Genomic DNA, 13,279 nt, shown 5'->3' with positions numbered 1-13,279 from the left:
TCGCCTCCATTTTATATATATTCCCTAATCTTGTTCGTTCATTGTAAATACTTCAAGATGATAGCATATCTTGGACGAGACAGACAACAGATTGGGCTGCAATACCCTCTCCCCGACCGGTAAAGCCAAGTTGTTCCGTCGTTGTCGCTTTAACGTTAACCTGACTAACCTCGCATCCAGTGCATGTGCAATCACTTCTGCCATTTGTGGAATATAAGGCTGCATCTTTGGTTTTTGTGCAATAATAGTCGAATCTATATTACCAAGGCGATATCCTTTGGATTTCGCAAGTTCCCAAACGTTAAGCAACAGCTTCAAGCTGTCCGCATCTTTGAATTCTGGATCTGTGTCAGGAAAATGTTTACCGATATCACCCAGACCTAGCGCTCCAAGAATCGCATCTGTAATAGCATGCAGCAATACATCTGCATCCGAGTGGCCTAGTAGCCCCTTATCATAAGGAATCGTTACCCCGCCAATAATACACGGTCTGCCTTCAACCAATTGATGTACATCAAAGCCCTGTCCTACTCTTATCATTCTTTATTCTCTCCCCTACGTTTATCCATGAATGCAGCATAATCCAAATCTTCTGGGGTCGTAATTTTAATATTGGTATAGCTACCCTCAACTACGGACACCCGAATCCCCATACGCTCCATCAGCATAGCGTCATCCGTACCCACAAATCCGTTTGTACGTGCCTGCTCATGCGCTTGCTTCAATTCAGAAAGACGAAAAGCCTGTGGGGTTTGAATAGCCCACAGACTTTGACGGTCAGGCGTTGCGACAATAATGCCCGAACCATTCACTTGTTTGATTGTATCCTTCACAGGTACAGCGAGAACAGCTGCTCCATCCTCCTTCGCTTTAAGGAAGCATGATTCAACATGAGCAGGTTCAACAAACGGTCGAACTCCATCATGAACCATGACCCACTCTGTGCTAACTTCACTCAAACCTTTATATACCGAATGCTGTCTTTCAGTTCCACCCGGAATAACCTGAGCAACTTTATCCAGCTTATAATCATATACCCACTGCTTACAGCGCTCAACATCATCAGCACCTGTCACGAGTATTACCTCACAAACCACAGGCATCTGTTCAAAAACTTCTAAGGTATGAACGATAATTGGCTTGTCCTTCAAAAGTAAATACTGCTTACTTTCAGGCGTTCCCATTCTCGTCCCCTTACCTGCGGAAACAACGATTACACTTACTTGCTTTTCTATGCCCAACCTTTGCTGGCCTCCCTCAAACGCTGACAGAAAAAATAGATACTTCCATCATAACGCTTTTACTGGGCTTTTTCCAACAGTTTTGGTTTGGCAAAGATCATTCGGCCTGCAGATGTCTGCAGTACGCTTGTAACCAGAACCTCCATCATGTTTCCTATATATTCGCGTCCGCCTTCGACCACAATCATCGTACCGTCGTCTAGATACGCCACACCCTGACCATGCTCTTTGCCATCTTTGATCACCTGAACCATAATTTCTTCCCCCGGCAGGACGACTGGCTTGACCGCATTTGCTAAATCATTAATATTCAGTACAGAGACTCCTTGTAGTTCACAGACCTTATTCAAGTTAAAATCGTTTGTAACGACCTTACCTTGTAGAACCTTTGCTAGCTTAACAAGCTTGCTATCTACTTCAGAAATTTCTTCGAAATCCCCTTCATAAATTAGCACACTAACATCCAGCTCTTTCTGTATTTTATTCAGAATATCCAGCCCTCTGCGTCCCCGGTTACGCTTTAGTAAATCAGAAGAATCCGCGATATGTTGCAATTCTTCAAGAACAAATTCAGGTATTACAATCGTGCCTTCGATAAAACCAGTCTTACATATGTCCGCAATTCTTCCATCGATGATGACGCTAGTATCAAGGATTTTATGCTCCTCAATCTTCCGCTCTTCCGATAATCCAGCTGTCCCCATTTACCAGAGGTCCATAATGAAGCAAGTTCTTCCTTCTTCTCCAGACCAATACGCAGCCCCATATACCCACAGGCCATGGTTACTGCAACCCCAGTAATTTGTCCGACTTTACCTAACCACGTAAGACTGGGATAGATGAGAATTGCAAGGAGCAATCCCCCAATAAGTCCAGTGGCTCCCGCTGCAAGCTCACTCATCGGTGTATTAGAAAAAGACGCAATAAAAGAATGCAAGCGGCTGGACACCCATTGTGCGCACAGGGAACCTATCAACAGAAATAAAATTGCACCAAGCGCTGCAAACACTAAACTTCCCCAAACCGAATCATTAATATTTAAAACTCCGTTTAATTCAGGGAACTTCCATCCTGCAATATGATGTAAAGTGTATCCCAGCCAAGCTCCGCTTAATCCCGCAAATGCCAGTATGAATTTTTTAAGCACCGTTCCCTCACCTCCTAATTTTGTTTAGATTGATTTCTTTATCCAGTATGGTCCAATTTATAAGTCTGTAACCCTAGCGCTTTCAAAATTTTCCATACGCTGTTTTGCTCACTCATTTAGCTGTTTCAGTACATGTGTGTCATTTCTGGTTGAAAATGGGCAAAAGACTGGCATATAATAAAGTCAATTCATAAAACTAGAGGTGAAAAGGAAAATGAGTGCACCAAGTTTACAGGCTTTTCAGGACCAAGTTTCCGAACTGTTACTACGTCACCGCAGTCTGCTTGATGTCCTATCGAAGACCGGACAAAGCAGTGCCTCCGTTAACCGTGCTGTTGCCAAAGCCATTACGGACTGCGGCTGTATTGAACTGCACGCTACTAAACAAACCTTTGAACCTGATGTTGATTTAGAGGATGCCAAGGAAGTTGTGCATACCCATGTACACGGGGAACTATGTGAAAATTGTAGGGAAGTTGTGAGTGCTGAATTAGGACGAAATCTGTTCTATATGTCCGCACTTTGCAATTTGCTGGATATTAACATGGATGATGTAGTACAGAGAGAATCTCAGAAATGTTCTACGCTTGGTTTGTTTAACTTGTCTTAATTGTTAATTCCCTCTCCTTACTGTTGAACCGCAGTCCATATAATCAAAAAAAAGCATTTATCTCTCTGCCGAAGCAGGAAATAAATGCTTTTTATTGTGAACTTATGAATGATCGTTATATACTTTCTTATCCGATTGATCACGATGACGACGTCTACGTCGAGTCATCTTCGTGAAGCTCTGCTTCAGTCCATAAGAAGCATAAATAACTAGCGGGATAAATATAAGCTTGGAAATTTGTTCTGGAAAAATCACAGCTATAGCCACAGCTACAATAATAACAATTGGGGCGAACATCACTGCTTTTTTAGGTAATCCCACTTTCTTGAAGTTTGGATATCTAACTGAACTAACCATCAAATAAGAAAGAAGTAGCATTGCAGTAATCATATAAGGGGCCGAAATTTCATTATGAAATAGGGATAATGTAGCTAAAACACCGCCAGCTGCCGGAATGGGCAAGCCGATAAAGTATCCTGGAATTCCTGATTGAACATTAAATCTTGCAAGTCGTACTGCTCCACACATCGGGAAAACCGCCGTGACGGTCCAAATCAGTGCATGGTGCATGCCGTGAAAGGAAGTTACATACATGATGAGAGCAGGCGCAACACCAAATGAAATTACATCCGAGAGGGAGTCAAGTTCCTTGCCAAATTCACTCTGAGCATTGAGCGCCCGGGCCACCCGGCCATCCAATCCATCAAGAAGCATCGCAATAATAATCATAATGGCCGCTAAATTCAACTTATTGTCAAAAGCCAACATGATTCCGATCATTCCGAGAAACAAGTTACCTAACGTAAACATGTTCGGAATTGATTTAGTAAACATTTCTTCACCTCGAATTTAATTAGTGCCCCGTTATCATCCATTGATTGTATGGTATTTAAATTTGTCTGTCAATGAATACTTGCTCCTGCAAACGCTTCAAACCTTCCTTAATGTTGCGCGCTCTAACTTCCCCAATTCCATCCACTTCATCCAGTTCTTCGGTGGTTGCCAACATAATTTGAGGCAATTCGTCGAAACGTTCCACCAGATTATGAATTATAACATTTGGTAAACGCGGAATTTTATTTAACATGCGGTAACCCCTTGGTGCAACGGATTCTTCTGATGTTGCAGCCGATATGGGATACCCAAGCAGACGTACTACATGTTGTATATCAAGTAACTCATCATCTGTAGCTCGTTTGAGCCCAGCTATGATTTCCCTGATTTTCTCGTCGTTGTCTTCACGCACATAATCCTTATACAGGAGCCATGCTTCTTCCTCCATGTTGCTGACTAGTTCCTCCATCTGCATGCTGATTAAACGACCTTCATTGCCGAGTTCATTAATATAGCGTTTAATCTCCATTTTAATACGTAACACCATTTCCACCCGTTGAATGACATTCACCACTTCGGACACGGTGACCAATTCTTCAAATTCCGAAGCAGATAAGTTCGTAAGCGACTGATTCAGAACAGCTCTGTACTTCTCCAGTGTCTGAATAGCCTGATTTGCTTTGGTTAAAATTACTCCGATTTCTTTAAGCGCATAACGCAATGTTCCTTGATACAATGTGATAATATTCCGCCGCTGGGAAATGGAAACTACCAATTTTCCTGTCTGTTTCGCTACCCGCTCCGCTGTACGGTGACGAATCCCTGTTTCGATGGATGAAATGGATGAATCAGGAATCAACTGCGTATTTGCATATAAGATTCTTTTCAAATCCTCACTTAATATAATGGCACCATCCATCTTGGCCAACTCATACAAATAATTGGGTGAAAAATCGCAGTTTATAGAGAACCCACCATCTACAACCTCCATAACCTCAGGACTGTACCCTACGACGAGCAGACCACCCGTTTTGGCCCGCAGTACATTTTCCAGACCATCCCTAAAGGGGGTGCCCGGTGCAACCAATTTCAGCAAATCGTTCATCTTATCTAATTGGCTCGACTCTTTCATCTCTATATGCCCCCTAATCTAACGCGACCCTTAGTGCCTCTGCCACGGTATTTACCCCGATAATTTCAATTCCTTTCGGATGCCTCCACCCTTTCAAACTTTTCTCTGGTAAAATAATTCGTCTAAAGCCCAGTTTCTCTGCTTCTTTCACACGCTGCTCAGCGCGTGAGACGCCCCTGACTTCTCCTGTTAGGCCTATCTCCCCAAACATAACGTCATATGGCTTGGTCGGTATATCCCGAAAGCTTGAGGCAATGCTAACTGCGATCGCCAAATCGACGGCAGGTTCATCAAGTTTCACACCACCAGCCACATTAAGGTACGCATCCTGATTTTGAAGAAACATTCCCATCCGCTTTTCCAGTACCGCAATAATTAAACTCATGCGTTGATGATCTACACCTGTACTCATCCGCCGTGGAGAAGGAAAGTGCGTCGAGGAGATTAAGGCTTGAATCTCAACTAGTATGGGGCGCGTTCCTTCCATGCTCGCCACAACAGTCGATCCTGCTACCCCAAGCGGGCGTTCGGATAGGAATAATTCTGATGGATTTTCCACTTCCACCAGCCCTACCTCATTCATTTCAAAAATGCCGATCTCATTAGTGGAGCCAAAACGATTCTTAACTGCTCGAAGCAGACGATACGTATGGTGACGTTCACCTTCAAAATAAAGAACACAGTCAACCATATGCTCCAACATTCTTGGTCCGGCAATAGCGCCTTCCTTCGTAACGTGCCCTACGAGCACCGTAGCAATCCCTAGACCTTTTGCTACCCGCATAAATCGTGCTGTACACTCTCTTACCTGAGTCACACTACCGGGTGCACTAGTAACCTCTGGCAGATACACCGTCTGTATAGAGTCAATCACAAGGAACTGAGGTTGAACATTCTGAATAGCTTCTTCAATGACTTCCATGTTCGTTTCACTTAATACATATAATTCTGGAGAAAGAGCCCCTAAACGATCTGCCCGCAGCTTAGTCTGACGTACGGATTCTTCTCCAGAAATATAGAGCACACGAAGACCAGATTGCGTCAGTGCATGCGAAGTTTGAAGTAATAATGTCGATTTCCCTATTCCAGGATCTCCCCCTACAAGAATAAGCGAACCTGGAACAATCCCACCACCAAGTACACGGTTCAATTCTCCAATTCCAGTCTGAACTCTTGCCTCGTTACTGCTCTCTATATTTATGATGGGAAGGGGCTTTTCTTTACTATGAATAAGCGAGGAATTCATCCCTTGCGTTTTAACTACACTTTCTGTTTCTTCAATTAATGAATTCCAAGTTTGACATCCTGGGCATTTGCCGTACCACTTAGGCGATTCATAGCCACATTCAGTACAGTAAAACTTTGTTTTTGTCTTAGCCATGGATTTCTCCTTTGGTTTGCATGATTGTCTATATTTGTCGTTCACTCAGAATTTTGTCATTATTATAATTTTACCATTTATTAAGTTTTATCGTAAAGTATCTTCAAAAAGTTTACATACCCTGCTGTCCGCCTATTATTTCCACAATGGAATGCAATGAATAAAGGGATCGCCCTCCGTTCATAACGGTAGGGCAATCCCTTCAGACTTCATGTTATGCATTGAATCTTTTAAGACTCAGATTCAGTGGAAATATTACCATTCTTAACAACAGTTAATTCACCGTTATTCTCATCTATTAGAAGAGAGTCACCCTTAGACACGCCACCCGTAAGTAATTCTTCGGATAAACGATCCTCGATATGTTTCTGAATCGCCCGGCGTAGCGGCCGTGCACCAAATGCTGGGTCATACCCTTCTTTAGCCAAGAATTCCTTCGCTTTATCCGTGAGGACAAAGTCCACGTCATACTCCCGAAGCCGTTTACGCAACTCTTCGGACATAAGCGTCACGATTTCTGCGATATGTTTCTGCTCCAGAGAGTGGAAGACAATCACTTCATCAATCCGGTTCAAGAATTCAGGACGGAAGCTTTTCTTGAGCTCACCCATCACTTTGTCTTTCATATTTGTGTAGTCTGCTCCCGAATCGATAGCAGCAGTGAATCCCAATGTCGAATTACGTCGAATTTGATCTGCTCCAACATTGGATGTCATGATGATTAATGTATTACGGAAGTCAACAACACGACCTTTGGAGTCTGTTAAACGACCATCTTCTAGTACTTGCAGTAAAATGTTGAATACTTCTGGATGTGCCTTCTCAATTTCGTCTAGCAAAACAACAGAATATGGTTTACGACGAACTTTTTCGGTCAATTGACCGCCTTCTTCATAACCTACATATCCTGGAGGTGCCCCAACTAAACGAGAAGTTGAATGTTTCTCCATATATTCGGACATATCTATCCGAATCACTGCATTTTCATCTCCAAACATCGCTTCTGCCAAAGCACGCGCAAGCTCTGTTTTACCAACACCTGTTGGTCCTAGGAAGATAAATGATCCAATTGGACGCTTCGGATCTTTAAGACCAGCGCGAGATCTACGAACTGCACGGCTCACTGATTTAACTGCTTCATCCTGACCAATTAGACGCTCATGTAGAATAGATTCCATATTCATCAAGCGTTCTGTTTCTTCTTCTTTCAGCTTGCTAACAGGAATTCCCGTCCAACTAGCAACCACTTGCGCGATATCCTCTGGAGTAACTTCTGAATCTGTACGGCCTTGTTTCTCTTTCCACTGGTTCTTCGTGATATCTAGTTCTTCGCGAATTTTCTGCTCTGTATCCCGCAGCGCAGCTGCCTTCTCGAATTCCTGACTTTGCACAGCTGAATCTTTCTCCATGCGAATATCATCCAGACGGCTTTCTAATTCCTTTAGATTCGGTGGAATAGTATACGTGTGAAGTCTTACTTTCGATCCTGCTTCATCAATCAAGTCAATCGCCTTATCCGGTAAGAAACGATCAGGAATGTAGCGGTCTGACAATTTAACAGCCTCGACAATGGCCTCGTCTGTAATTTTTACACGGTGATGCGCTTCATAACGGTCACGCAAACCATACAAAATTTGAATGGCCTCTTCTGGCGAAGGTTGATCCACCGTAATCGGTTGGAAACGACGCTCCAAAGCTGCATCTTTTTCAATATATTTACGATATTCATCAAGTGTTGTAGCACCAATACATTGCAGCTCACCACGTGCTAATGAAGGTTTAAGGATGTTGGAAGCATCAATTGCCCCTTCAGCTCCCCCTGCACCAATCAAGGTGTGTAACTCATCAATGAATAGAATAATGTTACCCGCTTGACGAATTTCATCCATGATTTTCTTCAGACGATCTTCAAACTCACCACGGTATTTCGTACCTGCAACAACAGATCCCATATCCAAAGTCATAACACGCTTATCGCGTAATGTTTCTGGAATTTCATTGTTAATGATTTTCTGAGCAAGACCTTCTGCAACAGCTGTCTTACCTACCCTGGTTCACCAATCAGTACGGGGTTATTCTTCGTACGGCGACTTAAAACCTGGATAACTCTTTCAATTTCTTTACTACGTCCGATTACCGGATCGAGGTTGCCCTCTCTCGCACTGGCAGTAAGATCACGAGCCAAGCTGTCGAGCGTAGGTGTGCTAACGTTAGCTTGTGCACCATGATGACTAGATACAGCCTCACTGCTTCCTAGAAGCTGGAGTACCTGCTGGCGTGCCTTATTCAGGCTGATACCAAGGTTATTCAGCACACGCGCTGCAACGCCTTCACCTTCACGAATCAGACCTAGCAAGATATGCTCTGTTCCCACATAGGTATGTCCCAACTTACGTGCTTCGTCCATAGATAATTCAATAACTTTCTTCGCACGTGGAGTATATGCAATATTCGTTGGTTGCTCTTGACCGCGACCGATGAGTGTTTCAACTTCATCCTGAATTTTCTCGAGACCTAGTCCAAGCCCGATCAGCGCTTTAGCAGCTATGCCATCACCTTCACGAATTAGACCTAGTAAAATATGCTCTGTTCCAATATTGTTGTGACCCAAACGAACAGCTTCCTCTTGTGCTAAAGCCAACACCTTCTGCGCACGCTCCGTAAATCTTCCGAACATCATAATCTCCTGCACCTCCATGATTTTTAACATATCCGCATATATTCATTCAAGTTCTTCGTTCTTCAAAAAGGATTCTGTACCACTAGCTTATAGCCAGCGTTTCTCGGATGAGCTTAGCCCGGCACATATCACGATCCTCAACATTCGAATCATGACCATAGGTTTTTTGTAAAAAACCTGGCTGTGTCATCACATTTAATTCGTTCATCACTGCGATAGACGGCCCCTCAATAATCCCCAAATCGATACCGAGCCGTAAATCTGACAAGCGCTGTGCAGCTTCCTTCGAATCCATAACTTCCGCATAAGAGAGAATCCCATAGGATCTTTTAACTCTGTCAGTCATTCGAACTCTAGATTCATCGAGCAAATGCTGACGTGCGTTCTTCTCATGCTCAATCATTTGTAAAACGACACTGTGTAAATTATCAATAATCTCATTCTCGGTTTGTCCTAGCGTAATTTGGTTTGAAATCTGAAACAGATTTCCGAGTGCCTCACTGCCCTCACCATAAATACCTCTCACCGTTAATCCAACCTGCGATACAGCAGATAAAATCCGATTAATCTGTTGCGTCATCACAAGTGCTGGCAAATGCATCATAACCGATGCTCTAAGTCCCGTACCTACATTCGTAGGACAACTCGTGAGGTAGCCACGTCGATCATCAAAAGCGTAGTCAACATGATTCTCAAATACATCATCTATGGATGTTGCTCTATCCCACGCATCTCTTACCTGAAATCCAGGATACAAACATTGAATGCGAAGATGATCCTCTTCGTTAATCATAATACTTACAGATTCATCTTCATTTAAAATAACTGCCCCATTCGGCGATTCTGACGCAAGATTCGGGCTTATTAAGTGCTTCTCCACCAGAACTTTTTTATCCAGTGAATCAATTTCATTCATTTTAATCATGTAAAAAGTTCCTAAAGACTGCAGTTCTTCCTGATTCGGAATATCTGTCAGACGTTCAAGCACTTCCTCCAACTGCTCGGGATTAGCCAAAAGTGGAAACGGAAGATGCTGCAGGTTGCGCGCAACCCGTACCCGGCTACTAATGACAATGTCAGAATCATTACCTTGACCCCGCATCCAGTCACTCAGCGCTTTCTCGGTAAACCGGAGATTTGGCATCACGCATTCCTCCTCCTTAAGCGAACTTTACTGTTACTGTCCGGATATTTCTTTCTCAAGATTCCGGATCTGATCACGAAGCTCTGCAGCTTCTTCAAATTCTTCTTGCTGTATTCTTTGCTGTAATTCTTGTTTCAGGTCATCAATCTTTCGTTTCACCTGAATTCGGCCTCCGCCCCTTTTAGGAACTTTACCGACATGGACTAGGCTACCGTGAACCCTTTTAAATAGTGGATCCAACCGGTCATCAAAATATTTATAACAAGAACTACAACCAAAACGTCCAATTTTACTAAATTGCGAATACGTCATGCCACATTCTTCACAACGTAATGTCTGTGACGCTTTGGTAGCGCCTGTAGCGTTCTTTCCCATCGTTTCAATATCGAGAAGTCCAGATAACAAGCTGTGTATAGAAAATCCACCTGAGGTACCGGGGATCATTTCCCCCTTCTCTCGGGCACAGGATTCACAAAAATGGAACTCCGTCTTCTCCCCATTCACAATCTTTGTAAAATGTAGAGTAGCCGGTCTCTTACCGCATTCTTGGCAGAGCATACAGACCTACCTCCTCTTCTTCGTCGACTTATCTGCCCAACAAAGAGATTAACATTGCCTTCATCAATCGTGCACGCAATTCATCCCGGTAAGGAAGTTTAATCATTAGGCATTCCCTAGATATCGCCGCACGCATCAAGCTTGCCTCACGTTTACTGACAAATCGTGCTTCTTCTAACTGATAAATCAGTCCCTCAGCCACCGTCTGATCCATACTTTCTCCAATGGTTTGCTGGAGATGCTCATGAATAGCAGCATGTTGTGGAAGTTCGATGCGCTGAATTCGGATATAACCTCCGCCACCGCGTTTACTTACAACGAGATACCCTTTTTCAAGAGTAAACCGTGTACTAATTACATAATTGATTTGCGATGGTACACATGAGAATTGATCAGCTAAATCATTACGCTGAATTTCAATTGTTCCTTCGGGACTTTCATGCAAAATACCCTTCAGATATTGTTCAATAATATCAGAGATATTACGCATCACTCATCCTCCACTGTTCCATATCATATGGCCTTGCTCAGAAGTGTATTTCAATCGTACTACAGACCATATATTAAAATTAACCAAAGGATTTGCGGACGAATCCCTCGTCCTTCTAGTTTGACCAACCTCAGCCAACGATCATACATTCTTTTAAAAGACCATGTATGAAACGGAACTTTAATGTATATTATTTGATTATTAGTTGACTTTGACTTTCTTTGATCTATATTATCACACATTCTCACGTTTTGCCAAGGGCATATCATCATTTTTTGCGAAATCATGATTTTTAATCCATTTATAATAAATAACTCCTCCCGACAAGAGAGAGGAGCTTCCTATTAAAAATAGTCCATAAACAGCGTTTGTTGCGGAGCTATGATTTGATCAAGCATATTCGCCATTTCCACGGGACCTGTTAACCTACCCAAACGGTGCAATTCAGTCGGCCTCATATACCCGATTAACATTGCACTGAATGTTGAAATATCACAGCTAAGTTTTTCGTCACCGTCATTAGCTGTTTCATTCAGCAGTCCTACAGTAGATTTACCCTCCCCATTTATATTTACACTCCAAATTCCTTCGTTCCAAGGTGCATCACGGTCCTTAATTTGTATCTTCCAGTGCCCTTCGTGCTCTGTAGGTTTAAAAGGAAATGCTTCAAGCAGCCGCTTCACATTTACGATGCGCGCCATCCCATATGGAACAAACTCCTGACCGATTCTCGGATCGGGAAGGGTATATGGCAACATATCGTTTGCCGGTATATTTGTAAACACAATTTTCGTAACCATAGAATCATGATTTGATAAAAATGTCCATAATCCGACTCTTGCTTCATCAGTCAGATAAACGAATTCATCCACAAGTAATTCTTTATTTTCTATTTTATATAGAAGATATCCGCTTGCTTCACCTGATGCATTATAAAAAACTGCTGTATGACCATCGTCATCTAAAACGGATCTCTCCCACCATGATTCATCTCGAACAAGAGTTCCATTATATTCGATCGCATATTTCTGATATATACGATCAAGTGTAGCAATATCCACTACATCTCGGCATACTTTTCCCTCAACGATTTCCTTTGGGGGAAATTTATCTGTTGTGACTATGTATTTCTTAAAATCGGAAAGCATCTCCCAACCAAACTTTCGATAAAATGCAACAGAGAACGGATGCAGAAATGATAACATCTGACCAGAATCATTCATAACCTGTAGCGCATGTCTCAACAAAAGACTAACCCATCCACTACGACGATGCTCTGGCCATGAGGCAACCCCACCGATTCCTCCCATAGAAAACACTCTTCCATGTAGATACACTTCAAGAGGAATAATCACAAGCTTTGCAACCAATTGCTCATCCTCAAAAAGGCCCCAGTTTCTCTCGGGAATGTATTTCTCCTGTGCTTCTTTCTTTTCTTCCTCGTTGAGCATATATTGGAACGCATATTGAGCCAGCTCCAAGCTTTTTTCAAGCTCATCAAGTCTTACATTTCTAATCTCCATATCATTCACCTCACAGCTCGATTATAAAAGGGGTGATTACAAGTCGAGTATGGCGAATGAACCTATCAAAGTCAAACGTCATCAAGTTGATATCAACTTAAATCTATTAAATAAATATTGAATAAAGCACCCCCTGCCAAAATTTATCCACAGTTCGTGATTTTTCGGCAAATTCCTCCCCGTAAATAAGCTATTAATTAGTGCTACTTCCATGTTAGAAGCACGCTTTGTACAGCTTTATTCAGTGGTTGTACACAGTTTGTGTATAGTTCGGATTTAATGTGAATAGAACAAAATCAAAATAGACTTAGAGAGGGATTACTATGCATGGGTTTGTGTATATTGTTGATGAAATTTGTGGATTAGTGTAGAAGAATCTATAGATCCTCGTAAATGGAAGGAGATATTGTGTATAAAGAATGTAAAAATTTATTAGAATTCTTAATATTGTGGATAGAACAATCAGCTTTAAATAAGATATCCACATGTGTACAGACAAAATAAAAACCACCGTCGATGTGCATCAACAGTGGTTCTTT

At 42.4% G+C, this 13,279-nt stretch carries 9 protein-coding genes and 3 pseudogenes; 1 reads left to right on the top strand and 11 read right to left on the bottom strand.

The window, feature by feature from the left end; all coding sequences use genetic code 11:
- Positions 1 to 52 precede the first annotated feature (52 nt).
- The 3 genes and pseudogenes from ispF to JCM16418_RS19730 all read right to left on the bottom strand — a co-directional run bounded on the left by ispF (position 53) and on the right by JCM16418_RS19730 (position 2,388).
- Positions 53 to 540: pseudogene (gene ispF / locus JCM16418_RS19740) on the bottom strand (2-C-methyl-D-erythritol 2,4-cyclodiphosphate synthase).
- Positions 537 to 1,235 (bottom strand): 2-C-methyl-D-erythritol 4-phosphate cytidylyltransferase, encoded by a 699-nt coding sequence (gene ispD / locus JCM16418_RS19735; protein ID WP_036652570.1) that lies wholly within the window; start codon positions 1,233 to 1,235, stop codon positions 537 to 539. Before ispD ends, ispF begins: the two are co-directional and overlap by 4 nt.
- A gap of 65 nt (positions 1,236 to 1,300) precedes the next feature.
- Positions 1,301 to 2,388 (bottom strand): annotated as a pseudogene (locus tag JCM16418_RS19730) (PIN/TRAM domain-containing protein).
- A 214-nt stretch (positions 2,389 to 2,602) separates the two neighbouring features.
- Between JCM16418_RS19730 and JCM16418_RS19725 the strand changes: the two are divergent.
- Positions 2,603 to 2,998 (top strand): nucleoside triphosphate pyrophosphohydrolase family protein, encoded by a 396-nt coding sequence (locus tag JCM16418_RS19725; protein WP_036652456.1) that lies wholly within the window; start codon positions 2,603 to 2,605, stop codon positions 2,996 to 2,998.
- Positions 2,999 to 3,100: 102 nt separating this feature from the next.
- Here the strand turns inward: JCM16418_RS19725 and pssA are convergent, their stop codons facing one another.
- The 8 genes and pseudogenes from pssA to JCM16418_RS19680 all read right to left on the bottom strand — a co-directional run bounded on the left by pssA (position 3,101) and on the right by JCM16418_RS19680 (position 12,740).
- Positions 3,101 to 3,832 (bottom strand): CDP-diacylglycerol--serine O-phosphatidyltransferase, encoded by a 732-nt coding sequence (gene pssA / locus JCM16418_RS19720; RefSeq protein ID WP_036652455.1) that lies wholly within the window; start codon positions 3,830 to 3,832, stop codon positions 3,101 to 3,103.
- A gap of 55 nt (positions 3,833 to 3,887) precedes the next feature.
- The gene (gene disA / locus JCM16418_RS19715) at positions 3,888 to 4,964 is read right to left on the bottom strand and encodes a DNA integrity scanning diadenylate cyclase DisA (protein ID WP_036652453.1); all 1,077 of its coding nucleotides are present in this window, start codon (positions 4,962 to 4,964) and stop codon (positions 3,888 to 3,890) included.
- Between the two features lie 13 nt (positions 4,965 to 4,977).
- Positions 4,978 to 6,345, bottom strand: a complete 1,368-nt coding sequence (radA, locus tag JCM16418_RS19710; RefSeq protein ID WP_036652451.1) for a DNA repair protein RadA — start codon at positions 6,343 to 6,345, stop codon at positions 4,978 to 4,980.
- 230 nt (positions 6,346 to 6,575) lie between these two features.
- Positions 6,576 to 9,025: pseudogene (gene clpC / locus JCM16418_RS19705) on the bottom strand (ATP-dependent protease ATP-binding subunit ClpC).
- 82 nt (positions 9,026 to 9,107) lie between these two features.
- Positions 9,108 to 10,169: a protein-arginine kinase McsB gene (gene mcsB / locus JCM16418_RS19700; RefSeq protein ID WP_036652449.1), complete on the bottom strand. Its 1,062-nt coding sequence runs from the start codon at positions 10,167 to 10,169 to the stop codon at positions 9,108 to 9,110.
- 33 nt (positions 10,170 to 10,202) lie between these two features.
- On the bottom strand, positions 10,203 to 10,727 hold the full coding sequence (gene mcsA / locus JCM16418_RS19695) for a protein-arginine kinase activator protein McsA (protein WP_036652447.1): 525 nt from the start codon (positions 10,725 to 10,727) through the stop codon (positions 10,203 to 10,205).
- 28 nt (positions 10,728 to 10,755) lie between these two features.
- On the bottom strand, positions 10,756 to 11,217 hold the full coding sequence (locus JCM16418_RS19690; protein ID WP_036652445.1) for a CtsR family transcriptional regulator: 462 nt from the start codon (positions 11,215 to 11,217) through the stop codon (positions 10,756 to 10,758).
- Between the two features lie 344 nt (positions 11,218 to 11,561).
- Positions 11,562 to 12,740, bottom strand: a complete 1,179-nt coding sequence (locus tag JCM16418_RS19680; RefSeq protein WP_036652441.1) for a GNAT family N-acetyltransferase — start codon at positions 12,738 to 12,740, stop codon at positions 11,562 to 11,564.
- Between the last annotated feature and the right edge of the window lie 539 nt (positions 12,741 to 13,279).

Origin of the sequence: Paenibacillus pini JCM 16418 (genome assembly GCF_000576305.1) — a bacterium.
GTDB classification, from domain to species: Bacteria; Bacillota; Bacilli; order Paenibacillales; family Paenibacillaceae; genus Paenibacillus_AQ; species Paenibacillus_AQ pini.
This window is presented reverse-complemented; position numbering and strand designations above follow the sequence as displayed.

Bases quoted from the DNA above. Each gene is read 5' to 3' on its own strand.
- JCM16418_RS19725 (WP_036652456.1), top strand. From the start codon at position 2,603: ATGAGTGCACCAAGTTTACAGGCTTTTCAGGACCAAGTTTCCGAACTG.
- pssA (WP_036652455.1), bottom strand. From the start codon at position 3,832: ATGTTTACTAAATCAATTCCGAACATGTTTACGTTAGGTAACTTGTTT.
- disA (WP_036652453.1), bottom strand. From the start codon at position 4,964: ATGAAAGAGTCGAGCCAATTAGATAAGATGAACGATTTGCTGAAATTG.
- radA (WP_036652451.1), bottom strand. From the start codon at position 6,345: ATGGCTAAGACAAAAACAAAGTTTTACTGTACTGAATGTGGCTATGAA.
- mcsB (WP_036652449.1), bottom strand. From the start codon at position 10,169: ATGCCAAATCTCCGGTTTACCGAGAAAGCGCTGAGTGACTGGATGCGG.
- mcsA (WP_036652447.1), bottom strand. From the start codon at position 10,727: ATGCTCTGCCAAGAATGCGGTAAGAGACCGGCTACTCTACATTTTACA.
- JCM16418_RS19690 (WP_036652445.1), bottom strand. From the start codon at position 11,217: ATGCGTAATATCTCTGATATTATTGAACAATATCTGAAGGGTATTTTG.
- JCM16418_RS19680 (WP_036652441.1), bottom strand. From the start codon at position 12,740: ATGGAGATTAGAAATGTAAGACTTGATGAGCTTGAAAAAAGCTTGGAG.